This is a genomic window from Humibacter albus DSM 18994 (assembly GCF_000421825.1).
Classification (GTDB): domain Bacteria; phylum Actinomycetota; class Actinomycetes; order Actinomycetales; family Microbacteriaceae; genus Humibacter; species Humibacter albus.
In genome coordinates this window covers 88,463-108,587 of the sequence record NZ_ATXT01000014.1, presented here as the reverse complement: position 1 = coordinate 108,587, position 20,125 = coordinate 88,463, and the positions used below count along the sequence as shown (strand labels likewise).

At 66.8% G+C, this 20,125-nt stretch carries 15 protein-coding genes; 5 read left to right on the top strand and 10 right to left on the bottom strand.

The genetic code is table 11. The features are described from left to right. Positions 1-127: 127 nt before the first annotated feature. The 8 genes from H623_RS0108005 to H623_RS0107970 all read right to left on the bottom strand — a co-directional run bounded on the left by H623_RS0108005 (position 128) and on the right by H623_RS0107970 (position 9,393). Positions 128-880 (bottom strand): amino acid ABC transporter ATP-binding protein, encoded by a 753-nt coding sequence (locus tag H623_RS0108005; RefSeq protein ID WP_026940089.1) that lies wholly within the window; start codon positions 878-880, stop codon positions 128-130. A gap of 68 nt (positions 881-948) precedes the next feature. Next, complete coding sequence (locus H623_RS18595) at positions 949-1,935, bottom strand: amino acid ABC transporter permease (RefSeq protein ID WP_084485810.1); 987 nt, start codon at positions 1,933-1,935, stop codon at positions 949-951. 2 nt (positions 1,936-1,937) lie between these two features. Then, on the bottom strand, positions 1,938-2,843 hold the full coding sequence (locus H623_RS0107995) for an ABC transporter substrate-binding protein (protein WP_022900417.1): 906 nt from the start codon (positions 2,841-2,843) through the stop codon (positions 1,938-1,940). A gap of 185 nt (positions 2,844-3,028) precedes the next feature. After that, positions 3,029-3,670, bottom strand: a complete 642-nt coding sequence (gene msuE / locus H623_RS18590; RefSeq protein WP_022900416.1) for an FMN reductase — start codon at positions 3,668-3,670, stop codon at positions 3,029-3,031. A 131-nt stretch (positions 3,671-3,801) separates the two neighbouring features. Continuing rightward, on the bottom strand, positions 3,802-5,502 hold the full coding sequence (locus tag H623_RS0107985; protein ID WP_022900415.1) for a dipeptide ABC transporter ATP-binding protein: 1,701 nt from the start codon (positions 5,500-5,502) through the stop codon (positions 3,802-3,804). Further along, positions 5,499-6,578, bottom strand: a complete 1,080-nt coding sequence (locus H623_RS0107980; protein WP_022900414.1) for an ABC transporter permease — start codon at positions 6,576-6,578, stop codon at positions 5,499-5,501. Before H623_RS0107980 ends, H623_RS0107985 begins: the two co-directional genes overlap by 4 nt. Position 6,579: 1 nt before the next feature. After that, positions 6,580-7,674, bottom strand: coding sequence for an ABC transporter permease (locus tag H623_RS0107975; protein WP_022900413.1), 1,095 nt, complete (start codon positions 7,672-7,674; stop codon positions 6,580-6,582). A gap of 96 nt (positions 7,675-7,770) precedes the next feature. Next, positions 7,771-9,393, bottom strand: coding sequence for an ABC transporter substrate-binding protein (locus H623_RS0107970; protein ID WP_022900412.1), 1,623 nt, complete (start codon positions 9,391-9,393; stop codon positions 7,771-7,773). Between the two features lie 262 nt (positions 9,394-9,655). Between H623_RS0107970 and H623_RS18585 the strand changes: the two genes are divergently transcribed. The 5 genes from H623_RS18585 to H623_RS0107945 all read left to right on the top strand — a co-directional run bounded on the left by H623_RS18585 (position 9,656) and on the right by H623_RS0107945 (position 15,754). Further along, positions 9,656-11,797 carry a DUF5107 domain-containing protein gene (locus H623_RS18585; RefSeq protein WP_022900411.1) on the top strand — a complete coding sequence of 714 codons (2,142 nt, stop codon included), beginning with the start codon at positions 9,656-9,658 and terminating at the stop codon, positions 11,795-11,797. A 9-nt stretch (positions 11,798-11,806) separates the two neighbouring features. Next, the gene (locus H623_RS0107960; RefSeq protein ID WP_022900410.1) at positions 11,807-12,112 is read left to right on the top strand and encodes a hypothetical protein; all 306 of its coding nucleotides are present in this window, start codon (positions 11,807-11,809) and stop codon (positions 12,110-12,112) included. A 358-nt stretch (positions 12,113-12,470) separates the two neighbouring features. Next, positions 12,471-13,211, top strand: a complete 741-nt coding sequence (locus H623_RS0107955; RefSeq protein WP_022900409.1) for a YidC/Oxa1 family membrane protein insertase — start codon at positions 12,471-12,473, stop codon at positions 13,209-13,211. A gap of 101 nt (positions 13,212-13,312) precedes the next feature. Next, a complete protein-coding gene (locus H623_RS21400) occupies positions 13,313-14,026 on the top strand; it encodes an HAD family hydrolase (RefSeq protein ID WP_084485808.1) in 714 nt (237 codons plus the stop codon). 135 nt (positions 14,027-14,161) lie between these two features. Then, positions 14,162-15,754, top strand: coding sequence for an HNH endonuclease signature motif containing protein (locus tag H623_RS0107945; RefSeq protein ID WP_022900407.1), 1,593 nt, complete (start codon positions 14,162-14,164; stop codon positions 15,752-15,754). A 517-nt stretch (positions 15,755-16,271) separates the two neighbouring features. Here the strand turns inward: H623_RS0107945 and H623_RS0107935 are convergent. Both H623_RS0107935 and H623_RS0107930 read right to left on the bottom strand, forming a co-directional pair. Continuing rightward, positions 16,272-17,255 (bottom strand): ribonucleotide-diphosphate reductase subunit beta, encoded by a 984-nt coding sequence (locus H623_RS0107935; protein WP_022900405.1) that lies wholly within the window; start codon positions 17,253-17,255, stop codon positions 16,272-16,274. A 202-nt stretch (positions 17,256-17,457) separates the two neighbouring features. Then, a complete protein-coding gene (locus H623_RS0107930) occupies positions 17,458-19,935 on the bottom strand; it encodes a ribonucleoside-diphosphate reductase subunit alpha (RefSeq protein WP_022900404.1) in 2,478 nt (825 codons plus the stop codon). Positions 19,936-20,125 lie beyond the last annotated feature (190 nt).

Genomic DNA, 20,125 nt, shown 5'->3' with positions numbered 1-20,125 from the left:
TACCCACCCCAGCGCGAGGGCCGGGATGGTTCGTTTTCTTGCGAGTTTTGAAGGGGAGGGACGCCGCTAGGCGCCCCTCCCCTTCAATGTCTGAGCTGAAAACGAATGCCTCGCTCCCTCGCGCCCCCTAAAGCACCTTCGACAGGAACGCCTTCGTCCGCTCGTGCTGCGGGTTCCCCAGCACGTCGCGCGGCGTTCCCGCCTCGACGATCACTCCCCCGTCCATGAAGACGAGAGAGTCGCCCACCTCTCGCGCGAAACCCATCTCGTGGGTCACGACCACCATGGTCATGCCGCTGGTGGCCAGTTCCCGCATCACGTCGAGCACGTCGCCGACCAGCTCGGGGTCGAGCGCGCTGGTGGGCTCGTCGAAGAGCATGAGCTTCGGATCCATGGCGAGGGCCCGGGCGATGGCAACGCGCTGCTGCTGTCCGCCTGAGAGCTGCGACGGGTAGTGCGAGGCCTGTTGGCCGAGGCCGACGCGCGCGAGCAGTTCCGTTCCGCGGGCCACCGCGGCCTGCTTCGACATGCCGTTCACCCGGATCGGCGCCTCGATCACATTCTCGAGCGCCGTCATGTGCGGGAACAGGTTGAAGTGCTGGAACACCATCCCGATGTCGCGTCGCTGCTGCGCCGCTTCGCTGGCCTTCAGCTCGTAGAGCCTGTCGCCCTTCTGCCGGTAGCCGATGAGGTCGCCGTCGACGTAGAGCCTTCCCGCGTCGACGCTCTCGAGATGGTTGATGCAGCGCAGGAACGTCGACTTGCCTGATCCGCTCGGCCCGATGACGCACATCACCTCGCCGCGCTGCACGCGCAATGTGATCGACTTGAGCACCTCGTTGCTGCCGAAGCTCTTCGAGACGCTGACGGCATCCACCATCGGAACGGATGCCCGTGCCTCGGTCGTTCCCGCCGTTCCGGTCGCCGGGTTCGTCCCCGTCGCCCCGCTCATCGGAGGCCTCCCGTCCCGCCCGCGACCGGCGGCTCGATATCGACGCCCACGCCGACCACCGGCCTTCCCCGATCGGTGCCGCGGGAGAAGCGCTTCTCGAGGAAGTACTGCCCGATCATCAGGATCGATGTGAAGAACAGGTACCAGATCGACGCGACGATCAGCAGCGGGATGGGCGTGAAGGTCTCTGCGGAGATGTCCCGCGCCCGCCCGAACAGGTCGAGCGTGAACGGCACTGCCGCGACCAGCGTGGTGGTCTTCAGCATCGAGATGACCTCGTTGCCGGTCGGTGGGATGATGATGCGCATCGACTGCGGAATGACGATGCGGCGCATGGTCTGCCACCACGACATCCCGAGCGCCTTCGCGGCCTCCTCCTGGCCTGGATCGACCGACAGCAGGCCGGCACGCACGATCTCCGCCATATACGCTGCCTCGTTGAGCGACAGGCCCACCACGGAGATGAAGAACAGCGGCGGAACCCACGTGATCGCGATGGTGTCCCACGTGTGCACGAATGGGATGCCGATCACTATCGAGTTGTAGATCAGCGTGATCAGACCCCAGAACACCAACTGCACGTAGACCGGTGTGCCGCGGAAGACCCACAGGTAGAGCCACGCCACGGCCTTCAGCACCGGGTTCGGCGACAGCCGCATGATCGCGAGCACGAGGCCCAGGATGATGCCGATGATCATCGAGTAGACGGTCAGCTCGAGCGTGATGAGCGCCGCCTGGCTGATGCGGATGTCGAACAGGTACTTGCCGACGTATTCCCATCCGAACGCCTTGCGCTGCGCCGCGTCGAGCACGAACAGCACGAGGAGCACGATGAGCACGACGGCGATCGTGAGGCGCCACGGATGCCGCAGCTTGACCGCCTTGATCGTCTCGGCGCGTTCGACGGGAGCAGCGCCCGTCGGCGTGGCTCCCGTCGGAGAGGAGCCCGACGCGGTGGAGCCCGGAGGCACGGGATCACTCATCGTCAGTTCTTGGACGCCGCGTTGACCTCGGCCTTGGTGACGGCCCCGTCATCGACGCCCCACTTCGTGAGGATCTTCGTGTAGCTCCCGTCATCGATCAGGGACTGCAGCGCGTTCTTGATCACGTTCGTGAGCTTGGATCCCTTGTCGACAGCGATGCCGTAGGGAGCGATGTCGAAGGTCTCACCGGCCTTCTGGATCTTGTCCTTCTGCTTGCTGATCGCGTACTCGGTGATCGGGGAGTCCGCACTCATGGCATCCACCTGGCCGAGCACGAGCGCGTTGGTCGCCTGGTCCTGGCCGTCGTACTTGAACACCTGGATGGCGGCCTTGCCATTCTCGGTGCACTTCTTCGACTTGGCGGGGATCTCGTCGGTGTCCTCGTACGTCCCGGCCTCGACGGCGACCTTGAGCCCGCACGCGTTGTCGGGGTCGATGGTCTTGCCTTTCTGGGACGCCCACAGGATGCCGGCGTTGTAGTAGTTGACGAAGTCGACCTGCTTCTCGCGCTCTGTCGTATCGGTGAATGACGAGACGCCGAGGTCGTACCGCCCACCCGTGATGCTCGGAATGATGTTGTCGAACTTCGAGATCGTGTAGTTCATCTTGACGCCGAGCTTGGCGCCGATGGCGTTGGCCAGATCGACGTCCCAGCCGATCGGCTTACCGCTGGCGTTCTTGTACTCGTTGGGCGCGTAGGTGGCGTCCATTCCGACCTTGAGCACGCCGGCCTTCTGGATGTCGGAAGGCAGCGTCTTGGCGAGCGAGTCGTCCTTCTTCACGCCGTACGCGTTGGATGTCGACGATCCGGAGTCCGAACCGGAGCCGGATCCCGAGTTGTCCACGCAGCCGGTGAGCAGGAGCGCCGATGCCACGGCGACCACCGGGAGCACATATCGAATTCGCATGTGCGTATACCTTTCCTCGTCTTCGAGGCGCTTCGTGAGCTGTGATCACGTCGAGGGATCGCCGAGTCAGACGACTGAGCGAAAGTCTACGGAATTCCGTGACCGCTCCGGGTGACGATCGGGTCTCGAGCGCCCGGCGAACAGGCTACGCGTGGCGCGTTTCGCGGACGTTTCGTCCGGACGCCTCACGTGAACAGGCGAACCGTGCGTTGGGGTTCCGCCGGCGCCACCCCGGAGTCGACGCTCTCGCCCGTCTCGAGCGCCTCGCGGATGCGCCTCTTCTCCTGCACGCTCGAGGTGATGAGCGGCAGTCCGCGGCGAATGGATGTCTTGATCCGCTCCTTCAGGAGCGGCGAGTCGATGCGATAGCCGTCGAAGTCAGACTCGTGCGCGTAGACGCCGACCGGCAGCGTCAGCGCCTGGAAGAACCCGAAGAGCGGCCGCAGCTGATGTTCGACGATGAGCGAGTGCCGCTCGCTCCCGCCGGTGGCGCCCAGCAGCACCGGGGTGTCGACGAGGGCGTACTGGTCGACGAAGTCGAAGAAGTGCTTGAACAGACCCGTGAAAGACGCTCGGTACACCGGCGAGGCGACCACGAGCAGATCCGCCGTCTCCACGAGCCGCAGCTCGTCCTCGACCTCGCGCGGCAGCTCCTTGCGGTTCAGCACACCGGCGAACTTCGGACCGATGTCCGTGATGCGGATGACGTGCGACGAGATGTCCAGAACCTCGTTCAGCTGCCGCAGCACCTCGTCGATCAGCACGTCCGTCTTCGACGGGTTGTGCAGGCTGCCCGAGACGGCGACGACGCGAAGGGGCTCGGTCATGCGGTCTGTCCTCTCACTCTCGCGGGCGTGCGCATGCGCGGCGCCCCCACGAGCCTAAACGCGCCGACGGCGGCCGGCGTACCGAGGCGTCACATGACGACACGCGCCACCGCGCCGGGCCTGGGCTGTCTTCAGCCCTCGGCGACGATCGCCTGCAGCGCTTCACGCCGCGCGGCCTGCTCGACCGGGTCGGGAACAGGGAGGGATGCCAGCAGCTTGCGCGTGTAGGCATCCTGCGGGTCGCCCAGCACCTGCTCGCCCGTCCCCTCCTCGACGAGCCGGCCGTGGTGCATCACCGCGATCCGATCCGCGACGATGTCGACGACGGCCAGGTCGTGGCTGATGAACAGGCAGGCGAAGCCGAACTCGTCCTGCAGATCGCGGAACACCTCGAGCACGCGCTGTTGTACCGAGACGTCGAGCGCGCTCGTCGGCTCGTCCGCGATGAGCAGCGGCGGCGTGAGCGCGATCGCCCTGGCGAGGCTGGCGCGCTGCCGCTGACCGCCGGAGAGCTCATGCGGGAACCTGTCCCCGAACGACCGCGGCAGCTGCACGGCTTCCAGCAGCTCGTCGACGCGAGAACGGGCATCCGCCGCGTTCGCCGCCCTGCCGTGCACGATGAACGGCTCGGCGACGCACTGCGCGATGGTCAGCAGCGGGTTGAAGCTGGACGCGGGATCCTGGAACACGAAGCCGATGCGGTCGCGCACGCTGCGGAACTTGCGCTCCGCCACACCGTTCATCTCGTGCCCGAGCACCTTCAACGAGCCTCCGGTCACCTTCGTGAGCCCGGCGATCGCGCGGCCGATGGTGGTCTTGCCCGAACCGGACTCCCCCACCAGCCCCAGCACTTCGCCGGGCCGGATGGTGAAGTCGACGCCGTCGACGGCGACGAAGCCCTTCTGCCCGAGCCGCCCGGGGTACTGGATGCGAAGCCCGGATGCCCGCACCACCGGCTCCGCCTCGGCCCAGCCGGCCGGTCGGGCCGCCGCACGCTCGGCGGCCTGCACGGTGCCCTCGCCGATGCGCGGCACGGCGGAGAGCAGGTGCTTCGTGTAGTCCTCCTGGGGATCGGCGAAGATCGTGTTGACGTCCGCCTGCTCCACGAGCTGCCCGTTGTACATCACCGCGACACGATCGGCGAGGTCGGCGACGACGCCCATGTTGTGCGTGATGAGCACGATCGCCGAGCCGAACTCCTCACGGCAGCGGCGCAGCAGGTCGAGGATCTCGGCCTGCACCGTGACATCGAGCGCGGTCGTCGGCTCGTCGGCCACGATGAGCCGCGGTCCGAGCACGAGCGCCATCGCGATGACGATGCGCTGCTTCTGGCCGCCGGAGAACTGGTGCGGGTAGTAGTCGACGCGCGTCTCCGGATCCGGGATGCCGACCTTGCGCAGAATGTCGATCGCCTCGGCCCGCGCCGCCTTCTTCGAGACGCGGCCGTGGGCTCGTAGCCCCTCGGCGATCTGCCAGCCCACCTTGTAGACCGGGTTCAGCGCGGTGGACGGCTCCTGGAACACCATGGACACGGCGGGGCCGCGCACCTGACGCAGCTGCTTGTTGCTGAGCGTGACGACGTCCACGTCGCCGCGATCGGTGCTCAGCAGCACCGCACCGGAGGACGTCGCCGTCTCGGGCAGCAGGCCCAAGATGGTGCGAGCGGTCACGGTCTTGCCGCTGCCGGACTCTCCCACGATGGCGAGCACCTCGCCGGGGGCGACGCGCAGGCTCACCCTGTCGACGGCCCGCACCGCGCCCGCGTCGGTCGAGAACGACACGGAGAGGTTCTCGATGCGCACCGCATCCCTGCCGCTGGACGTCGCGCTCACTCGCGCACCTCGATTCCCTCCGCCTCGATGCCGGCGCCCGGCTCGAGTCCTTCCAGCCCGCCGGGGGCCTCGTTCGGTCCGCCGGGGACGACACTGATGTCGGCGGTCTCGCCGTCGGCGGCCGCCACGGCCCGCCGTCCGCGCAGCCGCGGATCGGCGAGATCGTTCATGCTCTCGCCCACCAGCGTGATGCCGAGCACGACGAGCACGATCGCGAGGCCCGGGTACAGTCCCGTCCACCAGATGCCGCTCGTGACGTCGGCGATCGCCTTGTTGAGGTCGTAGCCCCACTCGGCGGCGGAGGACGGCTCGATGCCGAACCCGAGGAAGCCGAGGCCGGCCAGCGTGAGGATGGCCTCCGAGGCGTTCAGAGTGAAGATCAGCGGTAGCGTGCGCGTGGAGTTGCGGAACACGTGCTTGAACATGATGCGCCCGGTACTCGCCCCCACGACCTTGGCGGATTCCACGTACGCCTCCGCCTTGATGCGCACCGCCTCGGCACGGATGACGCGGAAGTACTGCGGTATGTAGACGACCGTGATCGAGATGGCGGCCGCGAAGATGCCGCCCCACAGGCTGGACTGCCCGCCCGAGATCACGATCGACATCACGATGGCCAGCAGCAGCGTCGGGAAAGCGTAGATCGCGTCGCAGACCACGACGAGAACGCGATCGATCCAGCCGCCGAGATAGCCGGAGACCAGACCGATCAGCACGCCGATGAAGATCGAGAGCACGACCGCCACGATGATGACGATGGCGGCCGTCTGAGCTCCCCAGATCACGCGCGAGAAGACATCGTAGCCACCGACGGTGGTGCCCCAGATGTGCTCGGGGCTCGGCGGCTGCTGGGATCCGAAGTCCTTGCCGTTCGCTCCGTGCAGCTGCGCGAACCCGTAGGGCGCGATCAGTGGGGCGAAGATCGCCACGAGCACGAAGACGACGGTGATGACCAGGCCCGTCACGAGCATCCCGCGCTGAACGCCCATGGACTGCCGCAACTGGTGGATGATCGGCAGCCGCTCCAGCAGCGGCCGTTTGGCGGGACGAGAGGCGGGCGCGGCAGCGGTGGCCATCTCAGTACCTCACTCTCGGGTCGATGAGCGCCGCGATCACGTCGACGACGAAGTTCGTGATGGCGACGATCACGGCCAGCATGGCCACGATGCCCTGCACCGCGACGTAGTCCCTCGCTTGGAGGTACTGCGCCAGTTGGAAGCCGAGGCCCTTCCACTCGAAGGTCGTCTCTGTGAGCACGGCGCCACCGAGCAGCAGGGCGATCTGCAGGCCCATCACCGTGATGATCGGGATGAGCGCGGGCCGGTACGCATGCTTGCGCACGAGCCGGAACTCGCCAACGCCCCGAGACCGTCCGGATGCCACGTAGTCGGTCGACAGCGTGCTGATCATGTTCGTGCGCACCAGCCGCAGGAACACGCCGGCGGTCAGGAATCCGAGGGCGATGCCCGGGAGCACCGCGTGCGCGAGCACGTCGCCGACGACCGCCGGATCGCCCGTCTGGAACGCGTCGATGAGGTAGATGCCGCTCGGATGATCGAGCGATTGCATGGTGAGCTCGTCCCCGGTCGACGCGCGGCCGGAGACGGGCAGCCAGCCGAGCCACACGGAGAAGATGAGCTTGAGAAGCAGGCCGGCGAAGAACACCGGTGTCGCGTAGCAGAGGATGGCGAAGATACGCAGGCCGGCATCCCAGCCCCGATCGCGCAGGTAGGCGGCGAGCATGCCGAGCGGAATGCCCACGATGAACGCCACGATCAGCGCATAGAACGCGAGCTCGAGCGTCGCGGCGCCGTAGGTGACGAGAACCGTCGTCACCTGCTGGTGGTCGCTGAACGTGGTGCCGAAGTTGCCGGTGAAGATCTGGCCGAGGTACTGGAAGTACTGCAGGATGAGCGGCTGGTCGTAGCCGGCCTCATGGATGCGCTTCGCCAGCTCCGCGGGAGGAAGCCTGCCTCCCTGCGCCGCCGTGATCGGGTCGCCGGTGGAGCGCATCAAGAAGAAGACGACCGTCACCAGGATGAACACCGTGGGGATGATCAGCAGGAAGCGGATGATGATGTAGCGCAGCAGCCCGCCCCCACCGCTCTTCTTCTCGCGCGGAATGGGGTCGGCGGCTGGAAGGGCGGGTTCCTGATCGATCAGGGCTGTCATGGGCGTCCTCGGGTCGACGGCGCGACGCACCAGGCGACGCACCGGCCGGCCCGGTCTGGGTGACCGGGCCGGCCTGTGGGTGTCGTGGCTACGACGTTACTTCTTGTAGATCGGCGCGACGTGCAGCTTGAACGAGGCGTCGAGCGTGACGCCGTGCACGTTGGCGCCGGTGACCGCTACCTGTGAGCCCTGGAGGTACGGCAGCGTGGAGAGGTTCTGCGCCACCTTGTCCTGGATCTGCTCGATCAGCTTGGTGCGGGCATCCTTGTTCGTGGTCCCGACCTGCTGCGTGATGAGCTTCTGCACCTCGGCGTTGTCGTAGTGGTTCGCCAGGAAGTTGTCCTTCGAGAAGAACGGCGTGAGGTAGTTGTCGGCGTCGGAGTAGTCCGGGAACCAGCCGAGCTGGTAGGCCGGATAGACGTCGGCGACGCGATCCTTCGAGTACTGCACGTACTCGGTCGAGGCGAGGTTCACCTTGAACAGGCCGCCGTTCTCCAGCTGGTCCTTGATCATGGCGTACTCGTCGGCGGACGACGGGCCGTAGTGATCCGGCGTGTACTGCAGGCTGAGGCTGATCGGGGTCGTGACGCCGGCATCCTCCAGCGTCTTCTTCGCCTTCTCGAGCGAAGGACCGCCGTTGCCGTCGCCGTAGAGCGACTTGAGCGAGTCGGTCGCACCGGTCAGACCCTTGGCCACGTAGGAGTACAGCGGCGTGTAGGTGTTCTTGTACACCTGCTTCGCGATCGCGGCGCGGTCGAGAAGGTCGGCTGCCGCCTGACGCACGGCCAGCGACTTCGCCGGATCGGCGTCGGGGGTCTTGGCGCCGTACGGCATCGTGTTGAAGTTGAACACGATATAGCGGATCTCCCCGCCGGGGCCGTCGACGACCTTGACCTTCTTGTCACCGCGCAGGCTCTCGATGTCGGTGGCCGACAGCTGGCGGTACGCGACGTCGATGTTGTCCTGCTGAATGTCCAGCTTCATGTTCGACGCGTTCGTGTAGTACTTCATGTTCACGGTGCCGGTCTTGGCCTTGCCGAGCAGGCCGTCGTAACCGTCGAACGCCTTGAACTGGATCAGGTTGTTCACCTTGAACGACTTGATGTAGTACTGGCCGGCGAACGCATCGCCCTTGACGATGTCGTTGTCGCTCGTCACCTTGCTGGCGGAGAAGACCTGCTCGTCGACGATCGGTCCGACCGGGCTGGAGAGCACCTGCGGGAACGTCTGGTCGTTGGCCACCTTGAGGTGGAAGACCGCGGTCAGCTTGTTCGGGGTGGTGACGTCCTTGAGGTTGCCGAGCAGGGATGCCGGACCGTTCGGGTCGTTGATCTTCAGCTGGCGCTCGAACGTGAACTTCACGTCGGACGACGTCAGATCGTGACCGTTCGCGAACTTCAGCCCCTTCTTGAGCGTCACCGTGTACTCGGTGGGCGAGGTGAACGAGGCCGACGAGGCGATGTCCGGCTTGACGTCCGGGCTGCCGTACGGCGTGTTCATGAGGAACGGGTAGACCTGGTTCATCACGGCGAACGAGCCGTTGTCGTACGAGCCGGCCGGGTCGAGGCTGGTCGTCTTGTCGGTGGTGCCGATGGTGATGGATCCGCCGGAGGATCCGCTCGAACCGGAGCCGGAGCATCCGGTGAGCGCCAGGGCGGTCACGGCAAGTGCGGACGCGCCGATGAGGACGCGTGAGCGACGGGAAGATGCCGATTTCATTCGGTGTGAGCCTCTCTGCTGGCCGATCTCTGCTGGCCGATCGGGGACCGCCTGTGACGACGCACAGACCGATCGCACGTTTTCACGGGTTCTCCCGTCCTAACACAGGACGAACTCTCACGTTGCATCGGGGGCGACCACGCCGGGGCGATCGTTATTCGATGGAAACGCATACACACGATTCGTGCACGAGCGTGCGCGTTCGCGCAGGAATCGCGCGCCAGGCGGAGCCGAGCCGTTCCCTCTGCGACGATGGGCGGTCATGAGCATCCCCTCGCTTTCGCGCGTGCGTCTCGACGAACTCGTCCTGCCCTCCGGCGCGCTCGGAGCACCGGATCCGCTTCCGCCACTGGCCGAGGGCGCCGATCTGCACGCGGATGCCGCGGGCACCGGCCTCGACGACGAGATGCTGCGCGGGCTCGCGTACGGCAAGGCGCCCACCGTGTTGCCGTATCTGCTGCAGAACGGGTACGGGCGGGAACTGGTTCCCACGCGGCATCCGGTGGCAGTTCTGGAGGACGAGCGGATGCGCGCCACGTTCCTGATAGGTCTCGGCGGACGCCTGTGGTCGCTGATCGACAAGCGCTCCGGTCGCCAGCTGTTGCACTCCAACCCGGTGTTCCGGCCGGCGAACCTCGCCCTGCGCAACGCCTGGTTCGCGGGCGGTGTGGAGTGGAACCTCGGCACGACGGGGCACTGGCCGCTCACCTGCTCTCCGCTGCACGCGGTGCGCGTTCGACGGCCCGACGGTTCGGAGGCGCTGCGGCTCTACGAGTACGAGCGGATGCGCGGACTCGTCGTGCGCCTGGACTTCTCGCTGGCCCCCGACCGACCGCTGCTGCTGGCCTCGGTGACCATTCGCAACCCGAAAGACATCGGGGTTCCGGTCTACTGGTGGTCGAACATCGCGGTGCCGGAGAGCGACGACGTGCGCGTGATCACGCCCGGCACCGAGGCGTACCGGTTCGGCTATGAGGGCACGCTGTCGCGCGTGCCGTTCCCCGACGACGGTGACCGTGCAGACGGCGAGGGCGTCGACCGCAGCTACACGACGCGGTCTCGGGATGCCGCCGACTACTTCTTCGAGCTCGAACGTGCGCCGATGCCGTGGATCGCCGCACTCGACGGCTCTGGGCGGGGACTGTTCCAGGCATCCACCCGGGAGCTGCGCGGCCGCAAGCTGTTCTTCTGGGGCACCGGGCCGGGAAGCAGGCACTGGCAGCGCTGGTTGACGGAGGGCGAGCATCCGTATCTGGAGATCCAGGCGGGTTTGGCGCGCACGCAGCTCGAGCACCTGCCGATGCCCGCGGGGGCGACCTGGCGGTGGACCGAGGCGTACGGATTGGCCGAGGCCGACGCTGCGGCCGCCCACGGCCCGTGGGATGCTGCCGTCGCGGCCACCGCGCTCGCGCTCGAACGGGCGGGCGCGGCCGACGCGCTCGAGCGCGAGTCCCGGCGCGACACGACGCGGGACGAGATCGTGCAGACGCTGCAGCGCGCCTCCGGCTGGGGTGCTCTGGAAAATGTCCGGCGCCGGCAGGTGGGCGAGCCCGCGCTCTCCGACGCGGTCACGCCGTTCCCCGGGCCCGACCTCGGGCCCGAGCAGGAGTGGTGGGCGGCGGCGTTGGACGCGGAGAGCGTTCCGTCCCCGGAGCTCGATCCCGCGATCGCTCCGCTCTCTTACCAGGCGGATCCGGCGTGGGTGCCGATCGTGAGCGGGGTCCCCGGCTGGCGTGCGCGTCTGCAGGAGGGCGTGCTCGCGGCGGCGGACGGAAGGTGGGATGCTGCGACCGAGGCGTGGCGGGCATCCATCGCCGAGCGCGAGAACGGCTGGGCGTGGCGCAACCTCGCCGTCGCGGCGGTTCGTGACGACGACCACGAGGCGGCGGCGAAGGCCTACGCTCGCGCCCGCGGCCTGCTGCCGCACCTGCTTCCCCTCACCGTGGAGGCGTGCCGTCAGCTGCTCGTGGCCGATCGGCCTTCCGACGCGCTCGCGCTCATCGACTCGTTGGATGCCGCCGCGCGGGCCGATGGTCGAGTGCGGTTCGCCCGCGCTCGCGCCCTGCTCGTACGGGGTGAGCTCACCGAGTGCGGCCGGATGCTCGAGGAGGGCATCGAGATTCCGGATCTGAAAGAGGGCGAGAGCTCGCTCGACGCGCTCTGGATCGACTACCAGGCGGCGCGGCTCGCCGCGGCGGAGGGAATCCGCGGCGAGATCGACGACGCCTTCCGGGAGCGTGCCGCGCGAGAGTTCCCGCCGCCGGCGCGCTACGACTTCCGAATGCACACCCGCGCGGGCGGCGCGCCGGGCTCGACGACGCCGGCCTCGACCCCGCCGACCTCGGCCCCGCCGACCACGACCGCGCCGACCGCGACCGCACCGACGACCACGCGGACCGCCTAGGATCGTCGCATGGTCCGCCGTCTGCTCCCCGTGCTGCTCGCCGCGCTCGTCGCGGCGGCCGGGTTCGGGCTGACGCCGGCGGCAGCCACCACCGCGACGGCCACCACGGCGACGAGCCTGCTTCTGGCCGTCGCGCTCACGGCGGCGATCGCCGTCGCGGTCGTGCAACTGGTCGCGACGGCCAGCGCCCGCACGCGAGCGGTGCGGGTCTCTTCGGCGCGCGATGCGTGGCTCGAGTCGACGGTCGAGTCCTCCCCCACTCACGCGGATGTCCGCGCCCTGATGCGCCCGCGTCCGCCGTCGCTCGCGCTGTAGGTCGTGCGTTCGCTGCTCTTTTTTCGGAAGCTCGTCTTCTCCGAGTCTCTTCCGAGCTCGCGTCTTCTCTGAGCTCGTGTTTTCTCTGAGCTCTCTTCTCCGAGTTCTCTTCTCCGAGTTCTTCCCTCGCAGTTCTTCTCACTGAGCTCCGACGACGCGATCCGGCGTCACCGTCATCGTCACCGTCGCGCTCACCGTCACAATCACCGCCACCGTCTCGGGCCCTTCCGGGCTCCTCGGGACCCCTCCGAGCCCGTCAGCTCGTGGCGGTGACCGCCGGTTCACCCTCATCGAACATCCCTATCGATCACCTTCACGACCCCTATCGATCACCTTCACGACCCGTCAGGACTTACTCATGGATCCCTTCTCCTTTCCTCCCTTCGCCGCCGTGCTCGATGGCGCGGCAGCGCTCATCACCGGCCTCGCGGACACGCTGGCCGGCATTGTGCCGAGCGGCCTCGCGGTGCTCGCCGCGGTCGGCATCGTGACCCTCGCCGTGCGTGCTGCCCTCATTCCGGCCGGGCTGGCGAACGCCCGAGCACAGGTGGCACGTGCACGGCTCGCGCCGCGCATCCGCGAGCTGCAGCGCCGGCACCGCAAGGATGCCGCACTGCTCGCCCGCAGGACGCAGGAGCTCTACGCATCGGAGGGCGTCTCGCCGTTCGCCGGGATGCTTCCATCGCTACTGCAGCTCCCCGTCGTCTCCGTCGTGTACGGCGTGTTCACCCGCGCGAGCGTCGCCGGCCACGCCAACGCGCTGCTGGCGCACACGATTCTCGGAACGCCGCTCGGGGCATCCTTTGCCGCACTGGTCGGAGCCGGTGCGATCGGGCAACTCGCGGTCCCGCTCGCACTGCTCGCGGTGATCGTCGCCGTGGCCATCGTCTCCCGGCACCTCGCGCTGCGCACTGCGCGCGCCATGGATCCTGGTGCTCCCGTGCCGAGCCGGGTCGCCCGCGTGCTCAGCTGGATGCCTCTGCTCACCGTCGTGTTCGCCGCGGTCGCTCCGGTGGCGGCGTCGGTCTATCTCGCCGTCTCGATGTCGTGGACGAGCGTGGAGCGCACGCTGGCGACGCGGCGGTACCTGGCGGCGTGAGTAAGGCGGGCGGAAGGGAACTCCCATCGTGGAACTCTGCTCGCGCACCGGACGGCTGCCGATCACGAGGCTTTGACGCTCAAAGACGCGGCACGTGCACCATGCGTTTTCCGCTGACAGATCCGTCTCCGGTGTCGAAGCGGGTTCCGCCTGTCTGCAAGAGTGAACGCGTGCTGGTTGTGTGCGATCTTGATGGGACTCTCGTAGACCAGGTCGCAGCAGCGCAGGCCTGGGCTGCAGAGTTCGTTGAGGATTGGAAGCTGCCCGATGCCGCCGCCGAGAGCATCGCGCTCAGGCTAAGAGAACGAAGGCCGAAGGGATCGCTCTTCCAAGACATTGCTGAGGACTGGTCTCTGCGTGTCACGGGTGAAGACATCGCGGCTGCGTATCGTCGCCGGATGCCCGAGCTTGTTCGCTGCGCAGACGCGGATCGCGAGGCCCTGCGTAGGCTTCGTGCAGCGGGATGGTCCCTCGGAATCGCAACGAACGGCACGGTCGCGAACCAGGAAGGCAAGATCCGGGCAACCGGGCTCGCGAGTCTCGTCGATGCATGGGTCATCTCAGAGGAAGTGGGTGTGCGCAAGCCCGACCCCGAGATATTCAGAATTCTGGCGCGTCGCATGGGCCACCCGCTTGAAGGATGGATGGTCGGCGACAGCCTCGAACACGATGTCGCGGGAGGTGCGGCGGCAGGCCTGCGAACGATCTGGATCGCCGCCGGTGACCGGCCGCTGATGAAGTCTTATCGACCGACCCTCATGGCCAGAAGTACGGCTGAAGCGGCCGACCTGATCCTCGCCCCGTCAACGTCATAGCACTCCTTCGAACCGGTCTGCGACGATCCGACCTGCGGCTCCCGAGTTCGCTTCGTTATCGTTCTGTGACCTCACTGCTGGTTCGGCGCACTCGATCACACCTTCGAATGTCAGTGGCTCCTGAGAATATCAGGTATGGACATCTTCTCCGACGCAGCGCAGCACGTGGCGTGCCTGCGCAATGCGCTCGGAGACGTCCACGACGCCGGTCGGTTGGCCACTGCCGCGGCGACACTCAGCGACGAACGCGTGCTGAGCGTGCTCACCGAAGCCACTGCCGTGATCGCGACGATGGAGAAGATCCGCACCGTCGCGAGCGGTGTGGTCGCCTCGCGTTCCACGCGGGAGCGCGGCCATGGCGGACTCGCTCAGTCCGAGGGCCACCGCACACCGGTGGAGCTCGTGCAGAAGCTGACCGGCATGTCGCGCGGCGGGGCCTTGAAACAGGTCAGGGTCGGTGAATCGCTTCTGGCTGCCGGCGACGGCGACACCGATGCGACCGCCCCGACCGAAACCCGGGCGACGGATCCCGACGGGTCACCTCATGAAAGCGGCCTGCCGTGGCACGCGTGCCTAGGTCGTGCGCTCCTGGCAGGCATCCTCGTGACGGACCAGCACGACGCGATCCTGCGCGGTCTCGGGGAACCACCGATGGCATCCGTCAGCGAGGGCGAGGGTGCAGCTGACGGCGGAAACACCGACGCCAGCGTGGACGGCGCGACTTCTTTCAACGACGACGCGCGTGCTGCCTGGGCTGCTGCGGCGGAGCAGCTGATCGAGGAGGCCGGGAGTAGGACTGTCGAGGAGCTGCTTCGAGCCGCACGATCGATCAGGGACCGGCTCGATCCGATCGGAGCCGAGGAGCGGTTCGCCGCCCGGCACGAGGCACGATCCTTCCGGCTGCGCACCGGTGACGACGGGACCACGCGCGGCTTCTTCTCGTTCGATGACGACGGCGCCGCATGGATGCGCACGATCATCGACAGCGCGCTGAGGCCACGGCGCGGCGGCCCGCGATTCATCGACCCGACCGAGAAGGCGCGTGCCGAACGGCTCGAGGCCGATCCGCGCAGCAACGACCAGCTCGCCTACGACCTGCTCATGGACGTGATGCGTGCAGGAGCGCTCGCCGACGCGGAGACCGTCTTCGGAACGCGTCAGGCGGGCGTGCGCGTCGTCACCGTCATCGACCCGGACAACGCGGCGGTCATCGACTCGGACAACGCGGCCGTCACGGTTGGCAATGGTGCCCCACTTCCCGCGGCGCACCTCGAAGAGGACGGCAGCAGCTTTCCGGCCTGGGCGGCCGCCCAGTACCGGTGCGGCACGGGCGCGCGAGAATGCACGATCGACCACAAGGGGAACCCGCTCTACCTCGGTCGTGAGCAGCGCACCTTCTCGCCCCGGCAGAAAGTCGCACTCGCTGTCCGCGATGGCGGATGCCGATGGAACGGATGCGACCGCCCCGCGTCGTACTGCGAAGCGCACCACATCGACGAGTGGATGGCCGACAACGGGCGCACCGATATCGACCGCGGAATCCTGCTCTGCCGCTTCCACCACATGCAGCTCCATCACCACGGCTGGCGGATCACACGCGAAGAACTCGGCGAGTTCATACTGCATCCCCCGGGCAGAACTCCCGCCATCGCGCTGAGGCCACGTGCCGCCCTGCGAGCGGCGTGGGCCGGTATCGACCCGCCACCGAAGCGTTTTCTTGCGGCGTGACGCGGACCCACGCGGTTCCGTTCTGACGGTGCCGCCTGAACGAGCCCGATCAGGTGCAGCACGAGTGAGCCCGTCGGGCGCAGCACCAGTGAGCCCGTCGGGTGCAGCACGAGTGAGCCCGTCAGGCGCAGCACGAGTGAGCCCGTCAGGCGCAGCACGAGTGAGCCCGTCGGGTGCAGCACGAGTGAGCCCGTCAGGCGCAGCACGTCACCCGATCAGCTGCGGCGCGTCAGCCAATCGGCCGCAGCACGTCACTCGATCAGCTGCGGCACGTCACTTGCGGTGCGCAGCGCGCGGCTTCGCATGCGGCTCTCGATACGTCGCAGGAGCGCGACCACAGCCAGCACAGCCACGATCACAGCCCGCACAGCCCGCACAGCCGCACAGCCGCACAGCCACAGCACAGCCACAGATCGAGGCGGCACAGAACAGATCCGCACCGCCTCGAATCAGAGGGCGACGAGCACGCCCTTTTCAGTCATCAGTCACGCGCTCTTCGGGAATCGCCAGGCGACCGTCAGCTACTCGCCTTCGCATTCGACTCGTACGACGTGTTGATCGACTCGAAGAAGTTCACGAGCTCGAGCGTGTCGTTGGCCGCCGCCATCCACTTCGCCGGGTTCGACACGTTGTACTCCGTCCCGAAACCGAGCTCCTCGAGCCGACGGTCGGCGAGATACTTCACATACTGATTGATGTAGTTGGCGTTCAGCCCGAGAATGCCGGCGGGCAGGAGATCGTTGTTGTACGCCTCCTCCATCTCGACCGCATCCAGGATCATCTGCTTGATCTCGGCAGCGAACTCCGGCGTCTGCAGATCGGGGTTCTCCTCCAGCACCGTGAGGATCAGGTTCATGCCGAACTTCAGGTGCAGGGACTCGTCCCGTACGATCCAGTCGATCAGCGATCCGAAGTTGCGCAGCAGGTTCCGCTGCCGGAACGAGAGCGCCACCATGAAGCCCGAGTAGAACCAGATGCCCTCGAGGATGATGTTGTAGGCCACGAGGTTGCGGATGAAGTCCTGCTTGCCCTCGGTCGTGGTCACGTCGAGCTTCTGCTCGAGCATGCGCCGGATGTACTTGACCTCGAACTCCTCCTTGCGTGCCATCGACGGGATGTCGACGTGCGAGGCGTACGCCTGCTCGCGGTCGATCGGGAACGTCTCGAGCACGTACTCGAACGACATGGAGTGGTTCGCTTCCTCCCACATCTGCTTCGCCAGGTACATGTGCGCCTCGGCCGCGTTGAGATAGGGGTAGACGCCGAACGCGAGAGCCTTGTTCACGAGAAGCTCGTTCGGGTTGAAGTAGCTGACCAGGAACGTGACGGCATGCCGTTCCTCGTCCGTCATCTTCTTGAAGTCCGCGAGGTCTTCCCCCAGCTGCACCTCATTGGGGAACCACGTGTTGGCCACCGCCTGGTCGTACAGGTCCATCGCCCACTGGTACTTCACCGGCTTGAGCAGAAGTCCCTCTTCGATGCCGGTACCCAGAATGCCCATTTCGCTTGCGCCTCGTTTTCTCTTTCTCGTCTCGTCTGGTTTCGCGTGGCCCCGGCTCTCTGAGCGGCGCCCGCAGGGCCGAGTCGAAGGGGCCCTTCGACTCGCTTCGCTCGCTCAGGGAGCTGACGGGTGCCTCACTGGCACGACTCGCACTGGAGGGCATCCATCGGGTCTTCCGGCACGTAGTACTCGAGCTCGTCGTTCACTTCTCACCACCGTTCGTGAGTCCCCCGAAACCGAAGCCGCGGCGTGCAGGAGCCGGTGAGGCGGCATCCGACTGGCCGGATCCCGTCGCGGAGACTCCGGCGGGCACGGCGCCGAAGCCCTTGCGCGCTCCGCCGATCTCCTCGGCCTTGTTGACGCGCACCGTGGTCTGCTCGGCCTGATGACGCGGCTTGACGTGCAGGTAATAGGTCGTCTTGACGCCGCGCTCCCATGCCGCCGCGTAGATGTCGACCATGTCGCCGACGTCGCGCGACTCGAGATAGATGTTGCGGCTGATCGCCTGGTCGATCCACTTCTGGGCGCGAGCCGCGACCTCGAGGAACGCGTAGGGCGACAGCTGGAAGCTCGTCTTGTACACGCGCTTGATCTCGTCGGGGATGTCCGCGATGCCCTGGATGTCTCCCTGGCTGCGCAACACCTGCTCACGCACCTTCTCCCACAGTCCGTGCTCCTGCAGCGCACGCACGAGGTTGCGGTTCACCTCGAGGAACTTGCCGTTCGAGGTGGAACGGCTGAAGATCTGCGAGAACTGCGGGTCGAAGCCCGGCGTGGTTCCGGCGACCAGACCGATGGATGCCGTCGGAGCGACAGCCATCAGCGTCGCGTTCCGCATGCCGCCCTTCACGCGCTGGCGCAGCGCGTCCCAGTCCATTCGGGTCTTGCGCGTGACCTTGATCTCGACCCCGCGGTCCTGCTCGGTGATCGCCAGCGTGTCGAACGGCACCATGCCCTGCGACCAACGGGACCCTGCGAAGTTCGGGTACGAGCCGCGCTCGGTCGCGAGGTCGACCGACTCCTCGATGGCGTAGTACGAGATGCGCTCGGCCACCTCGTCTATGAGGTCGTAGGCCTCTTCGGACTCGTAGCTCAGACCCAGCCGCTCGACGACATCCGTGAAGCCCATGATGCCCAAGCCGATCGCACGGTTGTTGATGTTCGCGTTGTCGGCCTCGGGCACCGACGACATCGTGATGTCGATCAGGTTGTCGAGCTGGCGAGTCGCCAGGCGCGCGCTGCGCTCGATGGTCGCCCAGTTGAACGTGCCGTCGTCCTGCAGGTGACGGGACAGGTTGATCGAGGCCAGATTGCAGACGGCGATGTTGTCGATGTCTTGCGGCAGGCAGATCTCGGTGCACAGGTTCGAGAGGTGGATGGTGCCCGTGTTGTTGTTCAGGGCACGGTTGTTGATCGTGTCCTTCCACGTCAGCCACGGGTGCGCCGTGGTCTGCAGGCTCATCAGGATGTCCTTGAACTGCTGGCGGGCCGGCAGCTTCTTGAACATGCGCATGCGACCGGCCTCGGCCTCGGCAGCGTAGTGCGCGTAGCGCTCCGAGAACGCCTTGCCGTACAGCTCGTTGAGATCGGAGACCTCGAGCGGGTCGAACAGGTACCACGGCTCGTCGTGCTGCACGCGCTTCATGAACTCGTCGCTGATCCACACCGCGGTGTTCGCCGTGCGGGTGCGGCGGTACGGGTCGCCGGAGTTCTGGCGCAGGTCGAGGAAGTCGGGGAAGTCGAGGTGCCAGTTCTCCATGTAGAACGCGAGAGCGCCGAACTTCTTGCCGCCCCGACTGACCGCGCGCAGTACCGAGTCGATGGTGTGCATGAAGGGGATCGGCCCCGTCGACACGGTGTTGTTGGAGCGGATCGGGGACCCCTGCGAGCGCAGCTTGGTGACGGAGAGGCCGATGCCGCCGGTGCCCTTGGTGATCCACATCACGTCGCGCACGCTCTTGGCGATGTGCTCGATGTCGTCGTGCATCTCCATGACGAAGCAGTTGGAGAGCTGCGGGAACTTGGTGCCGGCGTTCACGAGCGTCGAGCCGGCCGCGAGGTAGTCGAGGCGCGACATCGTCTCGTAGAACTCGAGAGCGATACCGGTCGGGTCCGCCTCATTGAGCGAGAGGCCCATGGCGATGCGCATCCAGAAGAACTGCGGCACCTCCAGGGGTTCGCCGTTGCGAGCCTTGATGCCGTAGCGGTTGTTCAGCGTGACGACCCCGATGTACTTGAGCAGACCGTCGTTGGCCGGCTCCAGAGCCGCCGCGAGGCGGTCGAGGTCGAAGAGATCGGGGAAGCGGGGGTCGAGCAGTTCCTCGGCGACGCCGCGCTCGACGTAGGCGCGAAAGCCCTCGCGGTGCAGTCGCTTGAGCTCCTCGGCGTCTTCGTAGTCGCCGAGCACCCGCTTGTAGATGGTCTTCAGCAGAAGCCGGGCGGCCACCGTGTCGAACGCCGGGTCGTCCTTGACGTTCTGGAGCGCGACCTGGATGACCGCCTCGTCGAGCTGCTGCGTGGTGATGCCGTCGAACAGCGTCAGCTCCAGCTCGCTGGCGATCTGCGTCACCCAGGTGATGTTCTCGTCGAGCCCCTCCGACGCGCGCTCGATCGCGATGTTGATCTTGTTCGCGTCGTACGGCTCCCGCTCGCCGTTGCGCTTCACGACCGTGATTGTCACTTCGCCTCTTCCTCACTTCTGCCTCGGATGCCGCGGGCACGCAGCATCCATCGCCCCACATCTGCGCGGGGTCGCGACAACGCCCGGACCCTCGTTCGGATCCGACGCTTCAACTCCCCCGTGTCAACCGCGGGCCGAGCCCGCGTACGCCGTGCCGTCTGCCTGTATCTTCCGGCAGACCTCCGACACC